The 24,139-nt window shown below is 46.5% G+C and carries 22 protein-coding genes; 12 read left to right on the forward strand and 10 right to left on the reverse strand.

The window, feature by feature from the left end:
- Nucleotides 1-100: 100 nt before the first annotated feature.
- The 5 genes from QUE62_RS08665 to QUE62_RS08685 are packed head-to-tail and all read left to right on the forward strand — an operon-like array spanning nucleotide 101 to nucleotide 4,899.
- On the forward strand, nucleotides 101-676 hold the full coding sequence (locus QUE62_RS08665) for a glutathione peroxidase (protein ID WP_458574686.1): 576 nt from the start codon (nucleotides 101-103) through the stop codon (nucleotides 674-676).
- Entirely contained in the window at nucleotides 673-2,058 is a 1,386-nt protein-coding gene (locus QUE62_RS08670; RefSeq protein WP_286225346.1) for an NAD(P)/FAD-dependent oxidoreductase, read from the forward strand. The genes QUE62_RS08665 and QUE62_RS08670 overlap by 4 nt, the downstream gene beginning before the upstream one ends.
- 23 nt (nucleotides 2,059-2,081) lie before the next feature.
- Nucleotides 2,082-2,867 (forward strand): DUF1365 domain-containing protein, encoded by a 786-nt coding sequence (locus tag QUE62_RS08675; protein ID WP_286261558.1) that lies wholly within the window; start codon nucleotides 2,082-2,084, stop codon nucleotides 2,865-2,867.
- Complete coding sequence (locus tag QUE62_RS08680; RefSeq protein WP_286261560.1) at nucleotides 2,864-4,114, forward strand: SAM-dependent methyltransferase; 1,251 nt, start codon at nucleotides 2,864-2,866, stop codon at nucleotides 4,112-4,114. Before QUE62_RS08675 ends, QUE62_RS08680 begins: the two co-directional genes overlap by 4 nt.
- Before the next feature lie 8 nt (nucleotides 4,115-4,122).
- A complete protein-coding gene (locus QUE62_RS08685) occupies nucleotides 4,123-4,899 on the forward strand; it encodes an SDR family NAD(P)-dependent oxidoreductase (protein WP_286223639.1) in 777 nt (258 codons plus the stop codon).
- A gap of 2 nt (nucleotides 4,900-4,901) precedes the next feature.
- On the opposite strand, the gene QUE62_RS08690 is transcribed toward QUE62_RS08685, so the two are convergent.
- The 3 genes from QUE62_RS08690 to argS are packed head-to-tail and all read right to left on the reverse strand — an operon-like array spanning nucleotide 4,902 to nucleotide 7,971.
- Nucleotides 4,902-5,549 carry a thiol:disulfide interchange protein DsbA/DsbL gene (locus tag QUE62_RS08690; protein ID WP_286261562.1) on the reverse strand — a complete coding sequence of 216 codons (648 nt, stop codon included), beginning with the start codon at nucleotides 5,547-5,549 and terminating at the stop codon, nucleotides 4,902-4,904.
- A complete protein-coding gene (locus QUE62_RS08695) occupies nucleotides 5,546-6,178 on the reverse strand; it encodes an SPOR domain-containing protein (protein ID WP_286223641.1) in 633 nt (210 codons plus the stop codon). Before QUE62_RS08695 ends, QUE62_RS08690 begins: the two co-directional genes overlap by 4 nt.
- 47 nt (nucleotides 6,179-6,225) lie before the next feature.
- On the reverse strand, nucleotides 6,226-7,971 hold the full coding sequence (argS, locus tag QUE62_RS08700; RefSeq protein WP_286261564.1) for an arginine--tRNA ligase: 1,746 nt from the start codon (nucleotides 7,969-7,971) through the stop codon (nucleotides 6,226-6,228).
- A 37-nt stretch (nucleotides 7,972-8,008) separates the two neighbouring features.
- On the opposite strand from argS, the gene QUE62_RS08705 reads away from it, so the two are divergent.
- Nucleotides 8,009-8,323 (forward strand): DUF1840 domain-containing protein, encoded by a 315-nt coding sequence (locus tag QUE62_RS08705; RefSeq protein ID WP_286261566.1) that lies wholly within the window; start codon nucleotides 8,009-8,011, stop codon nucleotides 8,321-8,323.
- Nucleotide 8,324: 1 nt separating this feature from the next.
- Here QUE62_RS08705 and metH read toward each other — a convergent pair whose 3' ends face one another.
- Together metH and QUE62_RS08715 are read right to left on the reverse strand one after the other, a co-directional pair.
- Nucleotides 8,325-11,069, reverse strand: coding sequence for a methionine synthase (metH, locus tag QUE62_RS08710; RefSeq protein ID WP_286261568.1), 2,745 nt, complete (start codon nucleotides 11,067-11,069; stop codon nucleotides 8,325-8,327).
- Complete coding sequence (locus tag QUE62_RS08715; RefSeq protein WP_286262608.1) at nucleotides 11,066-12,142, reverse strand: homocysteine S-methyltransferase family protein; 1,077 nt, start codon at nucleotides 12,140-12,142, stop codon at nucleotides 11,066-11,068. Before QUE62_RS08715 ends, metH begins: the two co-directional genes overlap by 4 nt.
- A gap of 78 nt (nucleotides 12,143-12,220) precedes the next feature.
- Between QUE62_RS08715 and QUE62_RS08720 the strand changes: the two genes are divergently transcribed.
- Nucleotides 12,221-12,655: a PhaM family polyhydroxyalkanoate granule multifunctional regulatory protein gene (locus QUE62_RS08720; protein WP_286261570.1), complete on the forward strand. Its 435-nt coding sequence runs from the start codon at nucleotides 12,221-12,223 to the stop codon at nucleotides 12,653-12,655.
- Here QUE62_RS08720 and QUE62_RS08725 read toward each other — a convergent pair.
- Nucleotides 12,561-13,661 (reverse strand): MBL fold metallo-hydrolase, encoded by a 1,101-nt coding sequence (locus QUE62_RS08725; protein WP_286261571.1) that lies wholly within the window; start codon nucleotides 13,659-13,661, stop codon nucleotides 12,561-12,563. The two genes, QUE62_RS08720 and QUE62_RS08725, sit on opposite strands and share 95 nt — an antisense overlap.
- Before the next feature lie 37 nt (nucleotides 13,662-13,698).
- Here QUE62_RS08725 and aceK point away from each other — a divergent pair, with 37 nt between their 5' ends.
- The gene (gene aceK / locus QUE62_RS08730; protein WP_286261575.1) at nucleotides 13,699-15,492 is read left to right on the forward strand and encodes a bifunctional isocitrate dehydrogenase kinase/phosphatase; all 1,794 of its coding nucleotides are present in this window, start codon (nucleotides 13,699-13,701) and stop codon (nucleotides 15,490-15,492) included.
- Entirely contained in the window at nucleotides 15,489-15,686 is a 198-nt protein-coding gene (locus QUE62_RS08735) for a DUF1289 domain-containing protein (RefSeq protein ID WP_286261577.1), read from the forward strand. Before aceK ends, QUE62_RS08735 begins: the two co-directional genes overlap by 4 nt.
- Here QUE62_RS08735 and acuI read toward each other — a convergent pair.
- Entirely contained in the window at nucleotides 15,676-16,659 is a 984-nt protein-coding gene (gene acuI / locus QUE62_RS08740) for an acrylyl-CoA reductase (NADPH) (RefSeq protein WP_286261579.1), read from the reverse strand. The genes QUE62_RS08735 and acuI overlap by 11 nt on opposite strands.
- A gap of 89 nt (nucleotides 16,660-16,748) precedes the next feature.
- Here acuI and QUE62_RS08745 point away from each other — a divergent pair, with 89 nt between their 5' ends.
- From QUE62_RS08745 to QUE62_RS08755, 3 genes are read left to right on the forward strand one after another with little or no spacing between them, the layout of a single operon-like run.
- Nucleotides 16,749-17,027 (forward strand): hypothetical protein, encoded by a 279-nt coding sequence (locus QUE62_RS08745; RefSeq protein WP_286223650.1) that lies wholly within the window; start codon nucleotides 16,749-16,751, stop codon nucleotides 17,025-17,027.
- Nucleotides 17,028-17,037: 10 nt separating this feature from the next.
- Entirely contained in the window at nucleotides 17,038-17,541 is a 504-nt protein-coding gene (locus QUE62_RS08750) for a flavin reductase family protein (protein WP_286225360.1), read from the forward strand.
- Nucleotides 17,541-18,185, forward strand: a complete 645-nt coding sequence (locus QUE62_RS08755; RefSeq protein ID WP_286223652.1) for a glutathione S-transferase family protein — start codon at nucleotides 17,541-17,543, stop codon at nucleotides 18,183-18,185. Before QUE62_RS08750 ends, QUE62_RS08755 begins: the two co-directional genes overlap by 1 nt.
- Here the strand turns inward: QUE62_RS08755 and QUE62_RS08760 are convergent, their stop codons facing one another.
- The 3 genes from QUE62_RS08760 to QUE62_RS08770 form a co-directional block, all read right to left on the reverse strand.
- A complete protein-coding gene (locus QUE62_RS08760) occupies nucleotides 18,186-21,242 on the reverse strand; it encodes an efflux RND transporter permease subunit (RefSeq protein ID WP_286261582.1) in 3,057 nt (1,018 codons plus the stop codon).
- Complete coding sequence (locus QUE62_RS08765) at nucleotides 21,239-22,381, reverse strand: efflux RND transporter periplasmic adaptor subunit (protein ID WP_286262610.1); 1,143 nt, start codon at nucleotides 22,379-22,381, stop codon at nucleotides 21,239-21,241. Before QUE62_RS08765 ends, QUE62_RS08760 begins: the two co-directional genes overlap by 4 nt.
- A 167-nt stretch (nucleotides 22,382-22,548) precedes the next feature.
- On the reverse strand, nucleotides 22,549-24,111 hold the full coding sequence (locus QUE62_RS08770; protein ID WP_286261585.1) for an efflux transporter outer membrane subunit: 1,563 nt from the start codon (nucleotides 24,109-24,111) through the stop codon (nucleotides 22,549-22,551).
- Nucleotides 24,112-24,139: the final 28 nt, after the last annotated feature.

Here is a 24,139-nt window from a genome sequence, read left to right on the forward strand (position 1 = left end):
CTGCCCGATCCTGAATTAAAGGGGTAATTTTCCCCAAAACACAAAAGAAGGCGGAAGACGGTAGACTTCAAGGTTTCTAGATTAAAAGTGAGGATTCTTGATGAAATGGTTAATCATGATTTCCCTATTTGGTGCAACGACCATGCTAAGTCCAAATGATGCCCACGCCAACCCATCGGCGAATAAGTGCAGCCCCGCTCTGTCACATACCTTTCCAAGGCTGCAGGATGAAATTCCTCAAAGTCTTTGCCAATACCAAGGTAAGGTCATCATGGTCGTGAATACGGCTAGTTTTTGTGGTTTTACCAGCCAATATGAGTCACTTGAGAAAATTTATGCCCGTTATAAAGATCGTGGCTTTGTAATTCTGGGCTTCCCATCAAATGATTTTGGGCAACAGGAGCCGGGGTCGAATAAAGAAATCGCTGAGTTTTGTAAAAATACTTACGATGTAAAATTTCCGATGTTTGCTAAAAGCTCTGTTAGTGGCAAAGAAGCGAATCCCCTCTTCAAGATGTTGATTGCCAAAACGGGCACCACGCCGAAGTGGAATTTTTACAAATACCTGATTGATCGCGACGGTAATATTGTGGATTCCTTTAATAGCTTAACGAAACCCGATAGCAAATCGATTACTTCTGAAATTGAAAAACTATTAAAGTCTAAGGCCTCGTGAACGCTCCCTCTCATCCCTACCCCAAAAAAATTGCAATTGTTGGAGCTGGTATTTCTGGCCTTGGTTGCGCATATGCATTACAAAAAAATGCAGGGGTTCATGTCACGCTGTTTGAGGAGGCATCTCATATTGGTGGACACAGTAACACGGTTGATATCGAAGTTCCAAGTCGTAATGGTGCGATCAAGTGCGCCGTGGATACTGGGTTTTTAGTCTTTAACCGAAAAACCTATCCCCGCCTAACACGTTTATTCGAGGAGCTGCAGGTTCCAATTGCCCTATCGGAAATGACCTTTTCGGTTTCCATTGATCGCTCCCTCGAATGGTCGGGCGATAACGTGAGTACTTTATTTGGGCAACGAAAGAATCTACTTCGCCCAGCGTTTTGGAGAATGGTTGCTGATATCGTACGTTTTAATCGCTTAGCAACTGCGCTAGCAACAAAGCAAGTTAGCGCTGGGCACAGCACAGATCCAAATCAGTTGCAATCAATCGCATCATTTCTGGATGAACATGGCTTTAGTCAATCGTTTCGGGAGTGGTATTTTTTACCAATGATTGGTGCGATCTGGTCGTGCCCCACCCAACAAATGCTCGAATTTCCGATCGAAACGATGGTGCGGTTTTGTCATAACCATGGACTCTTACAGGTCAACAATCGTCCCCAATGGCTAACAGTGAAGGGCGGATCGAAAGAGTATGTGGCAAGGCTAATCAACGCTATGCATCCAGAGCGATTCAAGTTAATTCGCGAGTCGGTCAAAAAAGTGAATGTGCCAGACGCACAAAGCCCAGATAAACGCATTGAATTGATTAGCTCTCAGGGAATTCATTATTTTGACGAGGTCATCATGGCTTGCCATAGTGATGAGAGCCTAAAACTACTCCATGGGATTGACGAGTTTGATCGCTCTCTTTTGGCGGCCATCCCCTATCAAGCAAATCGTGCAGTGTTGCACCGCGATGCCAGCCTTTTGCCGAAGACCAAGCGCTGCTGGGCGGCCTGGAACTATAAAACCACTTACGCCAAAAATCAGATCCAATCGGTCAGTGTGGACTATCTCATCAATAAGCTACAGCCCCTACCAGCCGCATTGGGTCAAGAACCCATTATTGTGAGCCTTAACCCTCTGGTTGAACCAAAACCTGAATTTGTTTTTAAAGAAATTGCCTATTCACATCCTATTTTTGATGCCAAAGCGATTTCGGCACAAAAGAACCTTTCATTAATTCAAGGTAAGGCGGGAATTTGGTTCTGTGGCGCGTGGACTGGATATGGTTTTCATGAGGACGGTCTTCGCTCGGGAGAATTAGTCGCAGCTGACCTTGTTGCCTCGCTCCATGCTCCGCTTAAGCGCCCGCCATTGCAATCGGCTAACTAATATAAAGATTGGTATTGCAAGCGATGGCGCATCCACTGATTAATTTTGGTCAAGTCAAGCATAGCCGCTTAAGACCGGTAGTCAATCGCTTTAGTTATGGAGTCTTTACATTAAAGATCCCGATGCGAGAGCGCAATCGCAACCCCGAGCTTCTCAAGCAATATGGCATGGGCGATAACCAATGGGCCTTTTACTCGTTTTACGATCGCGATCATGGTCACGGTACGGAAAATTCTTTGGCCTGGGCAGAGTCTCTTTTTGAGCAAGAGGGTATTTCAATTCCTGATGGTGAAATTTGGCTACAAACATTTCCAAGAGTGTTGGGTTACGTTTTTAATCCTGTCAGCTTTTGGATCTACACGGATGCATATCAAGCCGTACGAGCGATATTAGCTGAAGTGAATAACACTTTTGGTGAGCGGCATTGTTACCTGCTTCACAAAAAAGATGGCGGTGAGATTTTTTCAGGCGAAACACTGATTAGTCATAAAATTTTCCATGTATCGCCATTTTGTGATGTTTCTGGTGAGTATCAGTTTCGGTTTCTTTTTTCCAAAGACAGCCAACGCAAAATGGATTCGGTATGTCGCATTGAGCTTTATACCGATCATCAGCCACTGATCTACACCAGCATTAGCGGTCAAGATTTTCCCCTATCACGCTCTGCTCTAAGCCGCGCGAAGTTGCGCTACCCAATGATGACCTTTGGCGTGATTGCGCGCATTCATTGGCAAGCTCTCAAACTTTGGTTAAAAGGGGTACCATTTCATTCAAAACCAACACCTCCCAGAATTGAAGTGAGTTCATGATTCGTCCCGGACAAACCCTACTTCATAAATTATCGGCATCGCGCACTGAAAAAATCCCGGCAGATGGAAAACTTAGTCTTGCTGCTCGGACCATTGAGCGCCTCTTAAAGCAGTTATCGATCGGTCATCTGGTGATGACTTTTCCAAATGGTGAACAGCGTGAATTTGGCAATCGCACCGACTCCTTACATGCTGAGATTCACTTCCATCGCTGGTCTGCATTCCAAGATATCTTGCGGCATGGTGATATTGGCTTTGCTGAAGGGTATATCCGCGGGGATTGGGACAGCCCCAATCTTGAGAAGTTACTCGATCTTGCCGTTAAGAACCGAAATGTTCTCGAGCGTGCTATCTACGGCAATTGGTTTGGGTCCCTAGTGTATCGATTTCGGCATTTTCTGAACCGAAACAATAAGGCGGGCAGCAAAAAGAATATTCATGCGCACTACGATCTAGGCAATGCCTTTTATCGCCTGTGGCTTGATCCCAGCATGACCTATTCGAGCGCTTGGTTTGGGGCTGACTCGAATGCCAGTTTGGAGCTTGCGCAACGGGCAAAATATCGCAATATCCTAAATTCTCTAGCACTTCAACCCAATAGCAAGATTCTGGAAATCGGTTGTGGGTGGGGTGGATTTATGGAAGAAGCAGCCCTTGCTGGTCACCGGGTTACAGGACTCACCCTCTCAACTGAACAGCAGTCATTTGCAATGGACCGCGTCAATCGACAATGGCCTAATCGTCATGAAGTACGACTTCAAGACTATCGGGATTGCAAGGATCAATTTGATGGAATCGCCTCCATTGAAATGTTTGAGGCGGTTGGCGAACAATATTGGTCAATGTATTTTGAAACGATTGCTCGCTGCCTGAAGCAAAATGGCAAAGCATGTATTCAAACGATTGTGATTGCTGAAAACCTATTTGACCGCTATCGTAAAAGTACAGACTTTATTCAGCAATATATTTTCCCGGGTGGGATGTTGCCATCCCGAGAAGCATTTAAACACTATGCACAACAAGCGGGGCTCCAGATCGAATGTGAATTCGCCTTTGGGCATGACTATGCCAAAACCCTTTGTATTTGGTATGAGCACTTTAATCAAAAACTGCCTGAAATCCGAGAGCTTGGGTTTGATGAACCCTTCATTCGGTTATGGAACTTTTATCTGATGTACTGTGCAGCCGGCTTCAAAGAGCAAAATATTGATGTCGTTCAATTCACGCTAAGCCACCAACCGAAATAGGTCAAGCAATGAAGCAACCAGCGATTACTAACTATCAGCAACAACGCGTATGGGTGATTGGGGCATCGAGTGGCATCGGTGAGGCTTGCGTTAAGGCTCTTTTTCAAAAAGGTGCTCGTGTTGCACTATCTAGTCGTCGCGTCGAACGCCTTGAGGCAATTGTGCAGAATCATGCTAAGGATGATTATCTAATTCTGCCCGTTGATGTCATGCGCGAGGCGGATATCCAAGGAGCCTATCAAAAGATAGAGAAAGAATGGGGCGGCATTGATTTACTGCTTTTTGTCTCCGGAATTTATATTCCGATGCGAGCCGATACTTTCAATATGGCCGATGCTGAGAAAACTGTCGATTCGAATCTCTTGGGTCCGATGCGTGCTGTTGGGGCTGTATTGCCGGCCATGCTTGCCCGCGGTAGCGGTCATATTGCCATTGTCGGCAGTGTTGCAGGCTATAGTGGTTTACCCAAGGCCTTGGCTTACGGGCCCACAAAGGCAGCCATGATTAACTTCTGCGAAACCTTGTTTTATGATCTGCAGCCCAAGGGTATCGGGGTTCATATGATTTCTCCGGGCTTTGTAGAGACAGAAGCAACCGCACAAAATGACTTTGAAATGCCGGCCCTGATCTCTGCTCAGACCGCTGCTAATGAGATCCTAGATGGAATTGCGCGCGGAGAATTTGATATTCACTTCCCTAAACGCTTTTCAGGCTTTTTAAAGTTCTTACGCATCTTGCCCTACCCAATCTACTTTTGGATATTGCGTAAGTTTGTGAAGATCTAAATCTATTTGTAGCCGTCTTTGCGGACTTTATTCACTAAGAAATCCATCACCTGAATGGACTTGGCGCGTGACCCAGCAATCGATGGCGATGTAATGTATTTCCCCTGAATCGCCACAGTTGGAACACCATCAATTCGGTAGGCATTCCCTAACTGATTAGCAGCACGCGCTTTTGAAAGAACAGCAAACGAGCGATAGGCTGCTAAGAATGCGTTACGATCAACGCCTTGAGCGGCGACCCAATCGGCAATTTCGTTTTCATTCAGGAGTCGCTTATTTTCACGATGCATGGCAAACATCACTTTGTCATTAAGCGCTTCACCTTTTCCTAAAGACTCGAGGGCATAAAACAATAAGCTGTGGGGCATGAGTTCGTCACGAAAGGCAATGGGCACTTTCTTAAATACGACGTCTTTATTCTGACGCTTTAACCAAGCCTTTAGATCGGGCTCAAACTCAAAGCAATGCGGGCAACCATACCAAAAAAATTCAATCACCTCGACCTTGCCTTTGACATCAATTGGCTGGGCAATTGGTAAAACGCGGTAATCAAAACCTTCTTCAACCTTAATCGGGGCTTGGGCAAGCGCAAATGATTGCAGGCTAAATAAGGTCAAGATCAGGACAAGGGATTTGAATAACGATTTCATGATCGATTTACACGAATAACGGTTGGTTTGATTCCAAGGATGGTTAATTTACTTCGCACAGTAGTGGTATCTTCGATACTACCAAATGGGCCGATACGAACACGCCAAACTGAGTTTCCATCGACTGCACTTTCACTCAGTTGCGCCTGAATACCCTGCATCGCTAAATTTGCTTTTTGTGCATCGGCTTCAGTGCGCTGATTAAATACTCCGGTCTGAACATAAAACATCGTATCGGCTTTAGGCTCAGGCTTCGCTTCGGGGGTCTTACCCGCTGCAATATCTGCAATTGGATCGCGTGCGGGGTCGGCTCCGCCAATGCCAGGAACTTTAGTCTGTAGCGGCTTATTAAGGTCAAGCTGAGGTGCGGCAACCGCAGTCTCTTCCTCGGTCTCTTTGTCTGATTTTGGTGGGAGCGGCTTCATAAATGCGGGCGCGCTTGGGGCCCGAACTCCTGGCTTTTCTTGCGGCTGCGATTTCATTAAATACCAAGCCACAATCAGCGCTAAACCAACCCCAACAAAAACGCCAATCAAAACACCCATAATCATTCCGCCCGACTCGGATGAGCCCAGTAGTTGGGTAGCAGATCGCTTTTCTAGTGCGTCAGATGATTTAATGTCATTCATGACCTCTATCTTAACCTTTGCTCAAAAATGCGAGCAAGCCTCTCAAATTACATCTTTTGTGGGGCACTAACCCCTAATATTTTTAGGCCATTTTCCAAGACTTGGCGTGTGGCAGCTAGTAATGCCAAGCGCGCTAACTTCAACTGTTCGTCGTCCACCAAAACGCGGTCGGCGTTGTAGAAGGTATGAAAATCCCCGGCAAGATCGCGCAGATAGAAGGCGACGGCGTGTGGGGCCAAATCATGCGCAGCATTAGCTAATACCTCTGGGTACTCCGATAATCTCCGTAGCAAGTGATCGGCCGCCTTACTATCTAACAGACTTAAATTCGCATGCTCTAGGGCGCTAGAGGACCCGCCCCATTGCTGAAGAATCGAACAAATCCGTGCATGGGCATACTGCACATAAAAGACGGGATTCTCATCATTTTGTTGCAAAGCTAGATTTACATCAAATACAAATTCGGTATCTGCTTTACGTGAGATCAAGAAAAAGCGGACCGCATCGCGCCCGCGTTGCAAGGCTAAATTGCGCTCATCATTGCTCATGTCTGGATGGGTACCACCAGACCATTCGACCAAATCTCGCAACGTGACATAGGAGCCAACACGCTTGGAGAGTTTGACCTCTTCGCCATCGCGAATGACCGTGACCATCTTATGCAACACATAATCGGGATAGGTGGTTGGAATTGGCCAATTACGTTTTTGTGCTACTCCCTGTATTCCAGAGCGAACTCGAGCAATCGTGCCATGATGATCACTGCCCTGAACATTAATCACCTTTTCAAAACCGCGGCTCCATTTATTGATGTGATAAGCCACATCTGGAACAAAATAGGTATAGCTACCATCGGACTTACGCATTACACGGTCTTTGTCGTCACCATCTAAGGTCGTCTTTAGCCACAAAGCGCCATCAGCCTCATAAGTTTTATCAACCGCCTGCAGATCGCTAATCACTTGCTCAACGCTTCCATCGGTATACAAAGAGGATTCCAAATAAAATTTGTCAAATTGCACACCGAAGGTTTTCAAGTCAATATCTTGCTCTTTGCGCAAATAGGCAACTGCATACTGACGAATCTGTTCTAAATCAGACAGATCATGGCCAGTACTTTGGTAAGACTCAGCAATCTCAGCAATATACTCACCGTTATAGGCCTCCTTGGGCCAATTGGGACTTTCGGGATTTAAACCCTGTAAACGTGCTTGCACCGATAGCGCGAGATTATGAATCTGAACTCCGGCATCGTTGTAATAAAACTCCCGATGCACATCAGTATCTTGGCTGTCTAAAAGATTGGCCAATGCATCACCGAGAGCTGCCTGACGCCCGTGTCCAACATGCAAAGGTCCGGTGGGATTGGCAGATACAAATTCAATCATGGCCCGCTTAGGCAAGCTCGGGTCTGCCTTACCCATACGATCCCGACGGCCAAAACGTGCGCCCTCACGCAATATAAGCCCTACCACCGCAGACTTGGCCGCAAGACTCAAACGAAAATTAATAAATCCAGGCCCAGCAATTTCAGCGCTTGCAATCAGTTGTCCGTATTCAGGAAATTGATTTAATTGGCTAAGAATGGCTTGTGCCAACTCGCGCGGATTAGTCTTCCATGCCTTCGAAATTTGCAAGGCAATATTGCAAGCAATATCACCATGGTCAGCCACCTTAGGCCGCTCCAGATGCGGAATCGGAAACTCACCGGCTGCGAGTCCACGCTCTTGCGCTAGGGCATTCAAAGCATTCGTGATGCATTGCGTAAGCTGAATTTTTTGGCTAGACAACATAGAAATGAAAGTTTATCAGTGATGGTATGCTTGATGGATGATTCATCAATTTCAGACCAAAAATGCGGCTCCCGTCATCATGTTAGATGACCTAACCCATCGGATTTTTAATGCGATTGGACGCCCTTTTGAGAATCAGGGTATTTTTCTCCCAGAACAAATTCCCGGATATATCGAACGACTGCAGACCGCGATTGATGCTGAACAAGATAAAGCGCCTAGCTCAGACGGTACAAACGATGACGAGGATCAGTCGTCTGAATCGGACCCTCTAGGACGAAGGGCTTACCCGTTTCTTGAACTGCTGCGTCAAGCGCTAAAAGACCAAGAGCCCATAGTCTGGGGCGTGTAAATCACTGATCCAAAGAACTGGCAAGCGATCGCTTAATGTGATCAAGCGATTGTCCGCTTCGCTTGGCTAAATCATCTGCCTGATCCATCCCGATCTTACCGACATTGAAGTATTGGGCATTCGGATGGGCCAGATAGAAACCGCTCACACTCGATGCAGGATTCATGGCCAATGACTCTGTAAGACTCATGCCAATTTCGTCTGCTTTTAAGGCAGCAAACATCGCTTGCTTGACATCATGCTGGGGGCAGGCTGGATAACCAGGGGCCGGACGAATTCCTTGATACTTTTCATCGATTAAATCATCTGGGCTTAGTTGCTCATTAGCTACATACCCCCAAAGATCGGTCCGGACCCGCCAATGCATGAGCTCCGCAAATGCCTCGGCTAAACGATCAGCCAGCGCTTTAAGCATGATGGCGCTGTAGTCATCATGGTTGGCCATAAATTGAGCGACTTTTTCGTCAACCCCATGACCTGTAGTCACCGCAAAGCAACCTGCGTAATCGCGCACACCACTGGCTTTACTGGCGACATAGTCTGCTAAACACCGATTGGGTCGCATCACACCATCAACGATGGGGCGCTCGGCTTGCTGTCTTAAGTTATGCCATACAAGGAATGGTTGTGAGCGCTCCTCATCGGCATAAAACAAAATATCGTCGCCGTCACTATTGGCAGGGAAAAGACCAATCACCGCATCCGCCTGAAGCCATTGGCCCTTAATCAGTTTCTCCAGCATAGCCTGCGCATCCTGGTAGACACGGCGGGCCTCAACCCCCACAACCTCATCGTCCAAAATAGCAGGGAATTTACCTGCGAGGTCCCAAGTCTGAAAAAATGGAGTCCAGTCGATAAACTTAGCAATCTCAGCCAATGAGTAATTTTTAAAGACCCGTCGGCCAATAAATTTTGGCTTGGCTGGCTGACTGCTCGTCCAATCAATCGATTCACGATTAGCACGGGCAGCCTCTAAACTAATTAAAGGGGTACTTTTTCGATTCGCGTGCTGCTGACGAATACGCTCATAATCGGTCAGCAAATCATGCACAAATTTCTTTGCCCCCTCATCGGAGAGCAAACTCGATGCAACCGAAACAGAACGAGATGCGTCCGGTACGTAAACTACTGGACCTTCGTAGTGTGGTGCAATCTTAACGGCTGTATGGACACGCGAAGTTGTTGCACCGCCAATTAGTAATGGGATTTTTTTCTCCCGAAAATGCGCATCCCGTTGCATTTCTTGGGCAACATAGGTCATCTCTTCTAAGGAGGGTGTAATTAATCCAGATAAGCCAACGATATCGGCATTTTCTTCCTTCGCCTTCTTTAGAATTTGATCGCAGGGAACCATCACCCCCATATTGACCACTTCAAAGTTATTGCATTGCAAGACTACCGTCACAATATTCTTTCCAATATCGTGCACATCACCTTTGACCGTTGCTATCACAATTTTGCCCTTGGCTTTACTCTCCCCGCCAGCCGCAACTAATTGCTTCTTTTCTTCCTCGATATACGGAATTAGATGGGCCACAGCCTGCTTCATCACGCGAGCACTCTTGACCACTTGAGGCAAGAACATCTTGCCAGCACCAAATAAATCGCCCACCACATTCATTCCATCCATGAGTGGACCCTCGATTACCTCAATAGGTCTTCCACCGGATCCCATAATCTCAGCGCGCAGCTCCTCGGTATCGTCCACAATGAAATTTGTGATGCCATGAACAAGTGCATGGGTTAAGCGCTCGCGCACAGGTGCCTGGCGCCACACCAAATTTTCTTCTTGCTTGATGCCCCCACCCTTGTACTGATCCGCGATCGCTAGTAATCGCTCCGTCGGCGTTTGGCCGTCTTTCTCCACAAAGCGGTTTAGGACGACATCTTCAACACGCTCACGTAACTCAGGGTCTAGGTCAGCATATACACCAAGCTGCCCAGCATTCACAATTCCCATATCCATACCCGCTTGAATCGCGTGGTACAAAAAGACCGTATGAATAGCCTCGCGAACTCGGTCATTACCCCGGAAAGAGAAGCTCACATTCGATACACCACCACTGACTTTGGCGGCTGGTAAATGCTCTTTAATCCAACGGGTAGCTTCAATAAAATCGACCGCATAGTTATCGTGTTCTTCGATGCCCGTTGCAATGGCAAAAATATTGGGGTCAAAAATAATGTCTTCGGGCGGAAAGTCCAACTCATCAACCAAGATCTTGTATGAACGTTGGCAAATTTCTATTTTTCGTTGATAGGTATCGGCCTGGCCTTTTTCATCAAAAGCCATCACAACCGTTGCTGCTCCGTAGCGTTTAATTAATTTTGCCTGCTGCCTAAATTGCTCCTCGCCCTCTTTCAACGAAATTGAATTAACAATCGGCTTACCTTGAATACATTTCAGTCCCGCCTCAATGACAGTCCACTTGGACGAATCAATCATGATGGGCACTCGAGCGATGTCGGGTTCGGAAGCAATCAGGTTGAGAAAGCGCACCATGGCCGCTTCTGAATCCAACATGGCCTCGTCCATATTGATATCAATCATTTGGGCGCCATTTTCAACCTGCTGACGGGCAACTGCTAACGCTTCATCAAATTGATTATTCAAAATCATGCGTGAGAAAGCTTTTGAGCCGGTCACATTGGTGCGCTCACCAATATTCACAAAGCCAATCTGGGGCGAGATATTACAGGGCTCGAGGCCAGATAAGCGCATTGGCTGCATTGTTACTTTACTCATGCCACTTCCTCAGTTCGATCGCTATGAAAGGGCCTGGGCTTTCGTTTAGTCATCGCCTTTGCGATTTGACGGATGTGATCCGGGGTCGTTCCACAACAGCCACCAACTAGATTGACTAAGCCATCCCGAGCAAATTCATCAACAAGTCCTGAGGTCACTTCGGGAGTCTCATCAAAACCGGTATCGCTCATTGGATTTGGCAAGCCTGCATTGGGATAGCACGAAACCGCTGTATCGCAAACGCGTGCTAATTCAGCAATATAAGGTCGCATTAATGCTGCACCAAGAGCACAATTTAATCCGAACGTCAGAGGTTTAATATGGCGCAAACTGTTCCAAAATGCTTCAACGGTTTGCCCCGAAAGAATTCGACCCGATGCATCGGTGACCGTTCCTGAAATCATTACCGGTAAGCGCTCACCGGATTCTTCAAAAAACTCATCAATTGCAAATAATGCGGCTTTGGCATTGAGGGTATCAAAGATGGTTTCCACCAATAGCAAGTCAACACCGCCCTCAAAGAGTCCTTCGACTTGTTCGCGATAAGCAGCACGCAAACTATCAAAATTAACATTGCGAGCACCAGGATCGTTTACATCCGGCGAAATGCTCGCAGTCTTGGGAGTCGGTCCAATGGCACCAGCTACAAAACGAGGTTTATCGGGCGTTGAGTATTCATCACAGGCTTGACGTGCCAGCTTCGCTGCCTGCACATTCATCTCGCGCGCCAGCTCTGGCATTTTGTAATCCTCTTGGGCAATCGAAGTGGCACCAAAGGTATTGGTCTCAATCAAATCAGCGCCCGCCTCAAGATATTGCCGATGAATATCTAAGATGGCTTCTGGTTGAGTAATCACCAGTAATTCATTATTACCTTTGAGATCAATCGGATGATTAGCAAAGCGCTGCGTGGTTTTTAAACCCCGATAATCCTCTTCCGTAAATTTTTTCTGCTGAATCATGGTCCCCATCGCCCCATCCAGAATTAAGATTCGTTCTCTTAATAAGGCAGGAAGAATAGTGCCCCGGGTATAGGGCGAAGCAGACTTCGATTGACTTCCTTGGGATTGCATTGGCGCAGAACTCGTATTAATCTTCATTGACCCGTTATTTTATCGATAATGGGATTATTTAGCCCGCGAGGAGAGAATATGTTTGGCGCAATACCTGACTTTAACCAAAGCCTGGAAATGTTCAAAACGATGTGGGGTCAGAATGCCACTGGGGCTCCTGGAGCCTCTTTTATGCCAGACATGAGTACTGGCATGCCAGGCTTTAACGGTGCCATGCCAACTTTCGATATTGAGGAATTGGATAAGCGCATCAAAGATCTCAAAAGCGTTGAGTCTTGGCTGAGCATGAACCTCAATGTTCTAAAGTCAACCATTCAGACCCTTGAGGTGCAGCGTGCCACTCTCATGGCAATCAAATCATTTGGTGATGCAATGGCCAATCCTCCCAGCCCATCGGGTGCCAAAAAATCCTCAGAGTCTAAATCGAGAGAGCGCAAAAGCGCCAAATCCCGTCCGCGCTCAAAGAGCGCTGCAAGATCCTCTGGTGCCACAGATAGTTCAAGTGAGCAATAGCTTCGCCCATCGCAAAGCTAAGCTGATGGTTATCAAGCGGTCGCCGAAATAAGACTGGAACAATCTCATAAGCGGTTCGCGGCTCTTGACAGGCCATCACGGTCTCACTTAACCGAGCTCGGTGATGCTCATGCAACTGCTTAATCCGCTCATGTAAGCCCACAAACGGTTTACCATGCGATGGCAAAACTAGGGTTTTAGCAGGCAATGAGCGCCAATGATCAATCGATCGTAAATAAAGATCCAAGGGGTTTGCATCGGGATCGGCATCGTAGACACTGACATTGGTAGAGATACGGGGCAAGACCATATCACCCGAGATAAAGATCCCTAAGGATGCGCAATAGAGGGTGGCATGTTCAGGTGCATGCCCATAGCCCATCGATACTATCCAATCATGCCGGCCTATTCGAATATGGTCACCATCCATGATGCGGCGATACCGTTTGGGTACTTCAGGCACCAAGCGACTGTAATAGTCTGCACGGCTACGAATGCGCTCGAGATCTTCGGCATGCTGCAAGCCATGGCGCGCATAGTGATCAGCCGTTCCGCCATTGCCTGGCGTAGAACCAATCGCAGCACCACCCTCTTTACTACTTAACCATTGAGCCATTAGAAAGTCGCTCATGGAGATCCACAAGCCAACCTGCCAGCGCTCACATAAATAATGAGCAAGTCCAATATGATCAGGGTGCATATGGGTTACCAATACTCGCAAAATTGGCAAACCTTGGAGATGATTGGCAAAGATGGATTCCCAGCACGACTTCGTAAGGTCGTTGGTAATTCCACAGTCAATAATGGTCCAACCCTCTTGGCCATCCAATTGATCCCGTAAGAGCCATAAATTAATGTGATCAAGGGCAAATGGCAGTGGCATCCGTATCCAATACACGCCATGGGCAACTTCTAAGGTTGCTCCCTGCGCCACTAGGGTCTCTCCATATGGATAGACCAATTGCTTTATTACATGATGGTTGCCTGTAGGGCCTGGCTGGGTCATCTTTGAATCCTAATTAATTGCTAGATACACTCTTGGTATGAACAATCCGTTTCCAAAACTATTATCGTCGCAAGTCGCTTTTGATATGGCCCAAACCCTGCTGCAAGGATTTATGCGCCATTACAGCATTTTCAGAGATGCTGGCCGCTTAGCCAAGGCAGCATTTGAGAACCAAGATTGGCATGGCATTCGCCAGCTACTACGGGATCGGATCACCTTTTATGACCAACGGGTTCTTGAAACAGCCCGCCACCTTGAGGAAGAGTTTGACGCACCTGCCTTGTCCGATGAAATTTGGCAGCAGGTGAAATTACATTACATCGGACTTTTATCGAATCTACATCAGCCAGAGTTAGCAGAAACATTTTTTAACTCGGTCACCACACGGATTCTGGCAAGTAAGTATTTCAATAACAAATTTATCTTTGTGCGCCCCACCATATCCACTGAATATTTAGAAAACGATGAGGCCCCCTCAAAGCCGTCCTACCGGGCGTACTACCCAGGCGATATTGGGGGTCTTCAAGCTGTCTTAAAAAGTTTGGTTACTAGTTTTGATCTTAAAAACTCCTTTGAAAATTTGGATCGTGATCTTGAGCTAACAACCAAACTCATCAAGCAGTCCCTCTCGAACACAACGAGCTCAACGGATTTTCAGATTCATGCTCTAAGTACACTATTTTTTCGCAATAAGACCGCCTACATCATGGGGCGCATCATTAATGGAGAAAAGATTTCTCCCCTGGTGCTGGCTCTGATGCATAACCCAAAAGGTGAATTGATTATTGATGGCATCTTGCTCTCGGAAGTTGACCTGCGTCTTATTTTTAGTTTCACGCATAGTTACTTCTTGGTTGATATGGAGGTCCCATCGGCTTATGTCACGTTTATGCGAAGCCTCTTACCGCATAAACCCCGGGCTGAGCTCTACAACATGGTTGGACTGCAAAAACACGGCAAGAATCTGTTTTACCGTGACTTTCAGCATCACTTGATGCATTCCACCGATCAATTTCGGATTGCCCCCGGAATACGGGGTCTGGTGATGCTGGTGTTTGATCTACCGAGCTATCCCTATGTATTTAAGCTCATTAAAGATTATTTTCCGCCACCCAAAGAGACCTCACGCGATCAAATTATGGCGAAATACCAATTGGTTAAGCAGCATGATCGGGTTGGACGAATGGCTGACTCACTGGAGTTCTCCAATGTTGCCTTTCCGTTAAATCGGTTTACCCCGGAATTACTAGCCGAGCTTGAGGAGCACTGTGCATCACTTTTGGAGTTCAGCGGTGGAAAAGGCCCTGATGCCGAATTAGTCATCAAACATCTTTATATCGAACGGCGCATGACCCCTCTTAATATTCGCCTTCAAGAGGGCTCGCCCGCTGAAATTGAAGATGGTGTGATTCAGTATGGCGAAGCGATAAAAAATCTCATCGCGGCCAATATTTTTCCAGGCGACTTGCTTTATAAAAACTTTGGGGTCACGCGCTATGGACGTGTCGCCTTTTACGACTACGATGAAATTGAATACTTAACCGATTGCGAAATCCGAGAAGTTCCTGCGCCTCGCAATGAAGATGATGAAATGGCGAGCGAGCCCTGGTATCGCATTGGCCCTAAAGATATTTTTCCAGAGACTTATAAAACATTTTTGCTTGGTAATGATCAAATCCGTGATCTTCTACTTAAACACCATGCTGATCTATTCCAACCTGCGATGTGGCAATCGTATAAGAATCGTTTACTCGCAGGAGAAATTCCTGACTTTATTGAGTATGATCAGTCCTTACGGCTTAGAAATATTTTCCCGGACAATTACCGATGATTCGAAACATAGATGGCAGCATTGGCTCACCATGCGTCAACTGGTGTGAAATGAATCCTACCTCAAACTACTGTTATGGCTGCTTTCGAAGCATTGATGAAATCGCAAATTGGTCTGTCTTCAGCGAGGCAGAAAAAGAAGCGGTTTGGCAGTCGCTTACCTTTCGCCAGGCGACTGCGAACTCTAACGATTAACGTCCACAATCACGCGACCACGAACCTTGCCGTTCATCAAATCTTCAGCATATTGAATACTCTCACCCAAGGAAATTTCCTTAGCAATCGTCATTAATTGCTCAGGTTTACACAAGGATGCTAGCTGGGCCCAAGCCTCAATGCGTTTTTGCTTTGGCTGAGTAACGCTATTGATTCCATAGAGGGTAACGCCCCGCAAAATGAATGGGGCAACCGTGGCCGGAAAATCCATTCCCTGTGCTAGACCGCATGCGGCAACCGCACCATTAGCCTTAGTGGCAGCACATGCATTCGCTAAGGTATGACTTCCTACTGAATCAACCACCCCGGCCCAGCGCTCTTTTGCTAAAGGCTTGCCTGGCTGAGATAAGGAGGCACGATCAATCACCTCAGATGCGCCAAGTGATTTCAAATAATTTGCTTCTTCAGGACGGCCGCTACTAGCGACAACGGTATAGCCCAATTGATGCAAAAGACTAATTGCAAAACTACCTACTCCACCTGCTGCACCAGTTACCAAAATTTCACCGTCGGCAGGCTTCAGACCATGTTTTTGAAGTGCCATAATGCACAGCATGGCGGTATACCCTGCTGTCCCAATCGCCAAGGATTGCTTAGGTGTAAAGGCTTTGGGTAAGGGAATCAGCCACTCAGACTTCACACTTGCCAACTGGGCCAAGCCGCCCCAGTGAGACTCCCCCACACCCCAACCGTTTAATACCACTAGATCACCAACCTTAAACTCGGGACTCTGACTTTCAATGACCTCTCCGGTTAAGTCAATTCCAGGGATCATCGGAAATTGCCGAACAATTGGACCCTTACCCGTAATTGCTAAGCCATCCTTGTAATTTAAGGTCGAGTAATGCACCTTAATCCGGACATCCCCTGCGGGTAAGGCGCTCTCATCAAGATCACTTAATTGAGCACGATAACCTTGTTCGTCTTTATTAATTAAAATGGCTTTAAACATAGCTGATTCCAAAATAGATTAAATATTGAATGCGTGTACTTTATAAAACCGTTTATCCTACTGTGTCAGGATCGATTATGGGGCTTTTCATGAAACGTATTGTATTAATAGTTGTGACCCCTCTTGTTTTAAGCGCCTGCGCCTCGACCGAGCTAACGATGTCTTTAGGCAATATGCGCTTAATTAGCTCGAGCGCCGATCCTCAGCAAGTGATGGATTTTGCAAATAAAGTCTGTAAAGATGACTTTTATATGGGCGCCAGTTTTATTTCTAAAGCAGGCAAAGATTATCGGTTTAAATGTGTCAGGGCCGATGAAAATGAAGCTCTAGTTCCGATTCCCACCACCAAAATCAATCCGTCTAAATAAAGTTTTTTCATTGCAAACTCAATTCTCATCCCTCGAGTTAAGACAAGCGTTTTCTAGCTTTCCAACTGGTGTCACGGTCATCACGGGGCTTGGCTCAGATAAAAAACCGGTTGGCATTACGATAAGTTCATTCAATACCGTATCTCTATCGCCTCCCCTCATTTTATGGAGCATTGGAAAACAATCTGACCTGAAAGATTGTTTTAGTGTTGGACAACGACAGCTGATTCATGTCCTAGAAGCCAATCAAAAGGATCTGGCTCTCATTTTTGCCAAGCAAATCAAGAAAAATATTCTTGAACTAAATCACAGTATCAATAGTAGTGGTTTATATCAACTCGCAGACTGCGCCGCCTATTACGAGTGCGAGACTGTTGCAGTACATGATGGTGGCGATCATCAAATTATTGTGGCTCGCGTTTTAGCGATTGAACACGATCCAGATTTACAACCATTGCTGTTTGCACATAGCCAATTTACACAACTGGCATTTGATCCAGAAGGGAGTCTCTGATGATGACGCTTTGGGGCAGAAAATCATCCATTAATGTTCAAAAAGTATTGTGGGTACTCGCTGAACTAGAGCTTGTTGAGGGACGCGACTTTGAACGGATCGATGCCGGTCTACACTTTGGAGTCAATAAAACGCCCGAGTTTTTAGCACTGAACCCCAACGGTTTAGTACCGACTTTACGAGATGGTGAGTTAATCCTTTGGGAATCAAATTCTATCTTGCGCTATCTGGCCCACAAGTACGCTGATCGCAAGCGCTTCTCAGTTGAACTTGCGCCAATGGCAGCCTCTGATAAATGGCTCGATTGGCAATTAACAACCCTGTGGCCAGCGCTTCGTATCCCGTTTTTAGGATTAACGCGCATTCCTGAGGCCGAGAGGGACTATGCGGCAATCCATAAGGCATTCCAAGAGTCCAATCAATTGCTGGGGATTCTCGATGGTGTTTTGAGCAAGCAAGCCTATTGCTCAGGCCCTAGCTTTCACTTAGGTGACATTGTTCTAACTCTATGCGTCAAGCGCTGGTTCATGCTGAGCGATCAATACCCAGACAAAACAGGTCCACGCGCAGAGTTAAACCATATTGCCCGTTGGTACGACCAAATTTGTAAATCAACTCAATTTACCAAAGCGGTTGAACAGTAATTAAACCTGCTTAAATTTCTTTTGTTGGTGATCGGCACCGATGTAGAGATACATCGCCGGCACTACAAATAAAGTAAATAGTGTGCCGATAGCAAGGCCAGTAAAGATCACGATTCCCATTGATTGACGGCCGGCCGCCCCAGCGCCTGAGGCAATCACGAGTGGAATAACGCCCAATACCATCGCAGCGGTCGTCATCAAAATTGGGCGCAGACGCACACTGCTTGCCTCGATAATGGCTTCAAGCTTTGAACGTCCAGCTTCTTGAAGCTCATTGGCAAACTCCACCATCAGAATTCCGTGTTTACTAATTAATCCCATTAAGGTTACTAATCCCACCTGGGTATAGACGTTTAAGGTGGTAAATCCAAGGTTAATAAAGATTAATGCCCCAAATAATGCAAGCGGCACTGAAACCAGAATTACTAAAGGATCACGGAAGCTCTCAAACTGAGCGGCCAAAACCAAAAAGACGATTAATACAGCAAACATCATGGTCACCAAAAATCCACCCGACTCAGCCTTAAACTGACGCGATGGCCCTGCATAATCGATCGAGTAGCCCGATGGTGCAGCTTCTTTAATCGTTTGCTCCAGAAAATCCAAGACCTCTTCTTGGGAAACGAATGGCGTACTGACACCACTAATCGTCGCTGAATTTAACTGCTGAAAGCGATTAATCGATTGGGGTACAACGCGACTTTGTATCGTCGCAATGGTTCTCACCTGAATCATCGCTCCTGTCGGCGTTTTAATGTAATAGTCCAAAATCTGATCGGGGTTTAATCGATCCGCCTGCTTTACCTGTGGAATAACTCGATAGGAGCGGCCTGCAACCGAGAAATAATTAACAAAGCCACCACCTAAGGCGGCAGATAAAGCATTACCAACATCTCGCTGGGTCATTCCCAAAGCAGCCACTTTCTCACGATCAATTTGCAATACATCTTGGGGCTTATCAATCTTTAGATCAGAATCGACGAAGAAAAACATACCACTTTGTCTGGCTTTATCAAGAACTGCTTGGGATACCTCGTTTAAATTGGAATAGGGCTCTGTCGTATTGATAACTACCTGAACAGGAAAGCCCTGGGCACCTGGCAGTGCTGGAAACTGGAATGCAGCAATCCGTGTTCCTGCAATGCTATTCCATTTATTTTGCAGGTCTTCTTGGAATTTACTCGCACTGCGACTGCGCTCGCCCCAATCTTTCATAATCACGCCACCAAAACTTGAATTTGGGCTCGTGATCTGAAACATTTGCTTGTATTCGGGCTCTTTACTCGCAATCTGAAAAACTTGATCGGCATACCCCTGCATTTGATTCACAGTGGAATTAGGCGGCCCAACTGCTGAGACCAAAACGATACCCTGGTCTTCAGTGGGAGCAAGCTCAGAGCGAGCGGTTGCATAGAGATACACAACCCCGATTAGCAATAAAACGCCCATCACGATGATGACCTGCCAAGTTGATAGCAGGTCTCGCAATGTGTTTTGGTACGAATGTCGCACGCCCTCAAACACTCGATCGATCTTTTTCACAAAAGGAGACATCTCTTCCTCTTGTGAAAATAATCGTGAGCACATCATCGGCGATAGCGTTAATGCAACCACACCGGAAACCGCGACTGCCCCCGCTAGCGTAAATGCAAACTCGGTAAATAGGGCTCCCGTTAACCCCCCCTGAAACCCAATCGGGATATAAACAGCGATCAATACAATCGTCATCGCCAGAATTGGATTCCCCAACTCGCGTGCAGCAATCAAGGATGCCTCTAGCGGCGACTTGCCCTCTTTCATATGGCGATCAACGTTTTCGACCACAATAATCGCGTCGTCCACCACCAAGCCAATAGCTAACACTAAGGCCAACAATGTCAATAGGTTGATCGAATAACCAAGGACTTGCATCATGAAAAAGGTGCCAATCAATGACAATGGCATGGCAAGTACGGGTACTGCAACTGCACGGTAGCTACCCAAAAATAGGTAGATCACGACCGTCACAATAATCAAAGCTTCTAAGAGCGTTTGAACGACCTCTTCAATGGAAGTATTAATAAAGTCGGTTGAGTCATACACAATCTTGGCATTTAATCCAGTTGGCAATTGCTTCTGAATATCGGGGAACGTATCCCGAACCCGCTTAGCCACATCCAAAAGATTTGCATCGGGTGCGACCTTAATACCAATGAAGACCGACTGCTTGCCATTAAACGCGACATTGTTGTTGTAGTCTTCAGAGCCCAAGGTGACTGTTGCAACTTGGTCCAAATACACAATATCCGCGCCATTGCGCTTAATAATCAATTTACGGAATTCATCTAAGGAATGGAGATCAGTATTGGCCACTAAATCCACCGAAACCATTTGCCCTTTAGTACTTCCTACGGGAGCCAAATAATTATTGGCTGCCAGTGCTGCATATACATCGTCTGGAGCAACGCCAAGGCCTGCCATTCGGTCACGATCAAGCCAAGCTCGCAGGGCAAATTTACGACCACCTAGGATCTCGGCATTTTGCACGCCGTTAATTGAATCCAATTTAGGCTTAACAACACGTAATAAATAATCGGTAATGCTGTTATTGGCAATATCGTCGCTATAAAAGCCCATATACATTGCCGCGGTCGTTTGCCCCACCTGCACAGTCAAAATGGGTTGTTGTGCTTGGGGCGGCAATTGATTGCGTACCGAACTAATCTGTGTATTGATCTGAGTGAGCGCCTGATTAGCATCGTAATTGAGGCGCAAAGTAGCGGTGATAGTAGAGACGCCACTGATACTGATAGAGGATAAATAATCAATACCCTGAGCTTGAGCAATGGCTCCCTCCAGGGGCTGCGTAATAAATCCAGCAATCGTCTCTGGATCCGCACCAAAATAGGTCGTCGTGATCGTGACTACTGCATTTTGGGTTTGGGGATACTGATTAACAGGCAATGAACCAACTGCTTTGAGGCCCAATAGCAGAATCAGCAAGCTGACCACGATTGCAAGGACGGGGCGACGGATAAATAAATCCGTCCATTGATGGCGCTGAAAATCTTGGCTCATTGCTCTTGTGGTTTTGGATCTGGTGAATTAGTTGGCAAGACACTGTTATTCACGATTAAAGGGGTACCGTTTTTCAATTTCAACTGTCCGCTGGTGACAACGGTCATACCAGGCTCTAAACCTTTAAGAATAGCAACCTGGTCGCCTCGGGTGGGTCCAGTGGTGACAAAGACCTGCTGCGCCTCAAGAACAGGAGCGCCTTTTTTATCTAGGCGATTGGTTTTCTTAGCGATAAATACGGTGCTGCCATACGGATTGTAGGTAACAGCGGTTTGGGGCAAGGTTAGCAACTCAACTTTATCGCCCAAATTAATGTTGACATTCGCAAACATACCAGGCAAGAGCTTCTTGTCTGGATTACTAATTTGAGCCTCAATCTGAATATTGCGAGTATTGAGCTCCACCTTGGGACTAACGGCCGTAATTTTTCCAACAAATGGCGTTTCTTTAAATGCATCGGTCTGCAACTCAATGGTTTGACCCACCTCGATAATACCGGCGGAGCTTTGTGGCAAGGTGAAATCCACAAAAATAGGATCAATAGTCTGCAAAGTTAATAGCTTGTCACCAGGATTGACGTACTGGCCAGGATTAATCGTGACGATGCCAACGCGACCGCTAAATGGAGCCTTGAGATTCTTTTTGGCAATTAAAGCAATTTGCTGTTCTACCTGCGCTTGCTTTGCCTTCATATCCGCAGTGCTGGTGTCATAGACATTCTTACTGATCGCCTGAATCGCTAATTGAGCCTTATCACGCTCATTAATCACCTTCGCTAAATCAGCCATCGCTTTTAAAGAGTTCAGTTGGGCGACATCCGCGGAGTCATTGAGCTTGATAAGCAATGAACCTTCTTTAACATCCACTCCGGACTTTACCGGAACTTTTACAACCAATCCGCCAACTTCAGTACTTAGATCAACGCCCCGGAATGCGCGCACATTACCGACACTGTTCATGCGGGGTTGCCATTCTTGTTTTTCAATAACAGCAGTGGTCACCGTCGCAGGAGGAATCCCCATGCCCGCCATAAACCGATTAAACATGAATGTTTTTAATTGGTTAAATCCGAAGATTAGACCTAACAAAATAAATACCCCAACCAGCATCACTATCATGCGACGCTTTAAGGGGGGCATTTGCATTAAAGCGGCGTATGCTTTGGTCTTTTTAAAACGCTCACGCGGGCGCAGACGAGCCCCAATCCAAGCAAATGGTGCCCAGATCAGCCTAAGGGTTTTCTCAGTGAGAAGCGTATTTTTTATCCATGCGATGAGTTGATGAACTAGATTCATGAATCGATCTCTTAATGACTTTGTTTAGGCGGATTAACTTGCTCACTGGCTTGGGCCTGAAAAGCGGGGCCACTGCGATTCCACCAGCCACCACCCAGTGCAGCAAATAATGCGGCAGTATTCGCAAACCGACTTGCTTGCACATCAATTAAGCGAAATTTGGTTTGCTGATATTGTCGCTGAGCAATTAATACTGCAAGATAACTACCGGTGCCGAGTTTATATTGCTGCTCTAATAAATTGAGGTACTCCAAGGCATTGCGCTCTGCCTCTGAAGCAGCCCGCAGTGCAAGAGCGTCACTCTCAAGGGCTTGCAGCGCATTTGCTACTTCTTGAAATGCATTCAATACCGTTGCTTGATACTGAAATACTGCAGCCTCATAGGTTGCAATAGCGCCACGCCGTTGAGCTAGCAATGCACCCCCTTGAAATAAAGGCTGAAATACCCCGCCAGCCACAGACCAAATAGCAGCATTTGGTCCAAATAAGGCGCCAGTCGTCAAAGCCTGCGAGCCCATCGCACCACTTAAGGTAATCTGAGGCAAGAGGTTAGCAGTTGCAACACCTACTAGCGCATTCGTTGACTTGATATACGCCTCAGCGGCACGAATATCAGGACGTTGACGAACCAGATCCGATGGGATTGAAAGTGGGATGCGCTCCGGTAGGTTCAATTTAGCCAGATCAAACTTAGCCAACTGTGCATTACCAGGAAAATCGCCCACATAAACTGCCAATTGATTTCGGGTGAACGAAAGATTCTTATCAATATTCAATAAATCAATTTGTGAGCTGGCTGCAAGCGAAACCTGTGAAGTTAGATCAACGCGCGATGCTGTTCCTATTTCTAACTGCTTACTAATTAGATCAGCCAGATTTTTCTGGGACTCGTAGATCTCTAAATTGGATTGATATTGAGCACGAAGTGCAGCCTCGCGAATTGCCGTCGTGACAATATTGGCTGTCAAACTTAGGTAAGCACCTTCTAATTGAAATCCGGTGATTTCTGCTTGAGCCTGGGCGCTCTGCACGGCACGTCGCGCCCCTCCAAATACATCCAAGTTGTAATTTACGGAAACCGAGGTATTGTAAAGATTGAATATGTTTGGATTGCCTGAGCTGAGCCCAAAGGTCGACGGCGTAATTTGTTGGCGCGTTGCTGATGCTCCCAAACCAATACTTGGAAACAATAAAGATCCAAAGGCTGCGTTCGCATTCTCTTGAGCAGCTCGCAAAGTTGCATCAGCTGAGGCTAGGGTTGGATTCCGCTTTAAAGCTTGCTTGATGAGTGCATCTAATTCAGGGGAACGATACAGAGACCACCACTCCGCTGGAATATCAGCAGCAGGATCTAAGGACTGTTTTGTTCCACCAATACTTGGTGCAGTTGCCAACTCTGAGGAAACGGGTTTTTCTGTATAAGAAGCAACTTTTGGAGCATCGGGTTTTTTAAAGTCTGGACCCACAGCGCAGGCCGTTAAGCCAAGGCAAACCAAAAGACTAAAGCCATGCTTGAGTGGATTTAGCGAAATGGAATGACAAAGAGAAGATTGAAAATCGAAAAGGCTCTTCACACCTATTATTTGACCACAACGAGCTTAG

Origin of the sequence: Polynucleobacter sp. HIN9 (genome assembly GCF_030297635.1) — a bacterium.
Lineage (GTDB): Bacteria > Pseudomonadota > Gammaproteobacteria > Burkholderiales > Burkholderiaceae > Polynucleobacter.

Excerpts from the sequence above, each read along its gene's own strand:
- QUE62_RS08665 (WP_458574686.1), top strand. The coding sequence starts at position 101 with ATGAAATGGTTAATCATGATTTCCCTATTTGGTGCAACGACCATGCTA.
- QUE62_RS08675 (WP_286261558.1), top strand. The coding sequence starts at position 2,082 with ATGGCGCATCCACTGATTAATTTTGGTCAAGTCAAGCATAGCCGCTTA.
- QUE62_RS08680 (WP_286261560.1), top strand. The coding sequence starts at position 2,864 with ATGATTCGTCCCGGACAAACCCTACTTCATAAATTATCGGCATCGCGC.
- QUE62_RS08685 (WP_286223639.1), top strand. The coding sequence starts at position 4,123 with ATGAAGCAACCAGCGATTACTAACTATCAGCAACAACGCGTATGGGTG.
- QUE62_RS08690 (WP_286261562.1), bottom strand. The coding sequence starts at position 5,549 with ATGAAATCGTTATTCAAATCCCTTGTCCTGATCTTGACCTTATTTAGC.
- QUE62_RS08695 (WP_286223641.1), bottom strand. The coding sequence starts at position 6,178 with ATGAATGACATTAAATCATCTGACGCACTAGAAAAGCGATCTGCTACC.
- argS (WP_286261564.1), bottom strand. The coding sequence starts at position 7,971 with ATGTTGTCTAGCCAAAAAATTCAGCTTACGCAATGCATCACGAATGCT.
- QUE62_RS08705 (WP_286261566.1), top strand. The coding sequence starts at position 8,009 with ATGATTCATCAATTTCAGACCAAAAATGCGGCTCCCGTCATCATGTTA.
- metH (WP_286261568.1), bottom strand. The coding sequence starts at position 11,069 with ATGAGTAAAGTAACAATGCAGCCAATGCGCTTATCTGGCCTCGAGCCC.
- QUE62_RS08715 (WP_286262608.1), bottom strand. The coding sequence starts at position 12,142 with ATGCAATCCCAAGGAAGTCAATCGAAGTCTGCTTCGCCCTATACCCGG.
- QUE62_RS08720 (WP_286261570.1), top strand. The coding sequence starts at position 12,221 with ATGTTTGGCGCAATACCTGACTTTAACCAAAGCCTGGAAATGTTCAAA.
- QUE62_RS08725 (WP_286261571.1), bottom strand. The coding sequence starts at position 13,661 with ATGACCCAGCCAGGCCCTACAGGCAACCATCATGTAATAAAGCAATTG.
- aceK (WP_286261575.1), top strand. The coding sequence starts at position 13,699 with ATGAACAATCCGTTTCCAAAACTATTATCGTCGCAAGTCGCTTTTGAT.
- QUE62_RS08735 (WP_286261577.1), top strand. The coding sequence starts at position 15,489 with ATGATTCGAAACATAGATGGCAGCATTGGCTCACCATGCGTCAACTGG.
- acuI (WP_286261579.1), bottom strand. The coding sequence starts at position 16,659 with ATGTTTAAAGCCATTTTAATTAATAAAGACGAACAAGGTTATCGTGCT.
- QUE62_RS08745 (WP_286223650.1), top strand. The coding sequence starts at position 16,749 with ATGAAACGTATTGTATTAATAGTTGTGACCCCTCTTGTTTTAAGCGCC.
- QUE62_RS08755 (WP_286223652.1), top strand. The coding sequence starts at position 17,541 with ATGATGACGCTTTGGGGCAGAAAATCATCCATTAATGTTCAAAAAGTA.
- QUE62_RS08760 (WP_286261582.1), bottom strand. The coding sequence starts at position 21,242 with ATGAGCCAAGATTTTCAGCGCCATCAATGGACGGATTTATTTATCCGT.
- QUE62_RS08765 (WP_286262610.1), bottom strand. The coding sequence starts at position 22,381 with ATGCCCCCCTTAAAGCGTCGCATGATAGTGATGCTGGTTGGGGTATTT.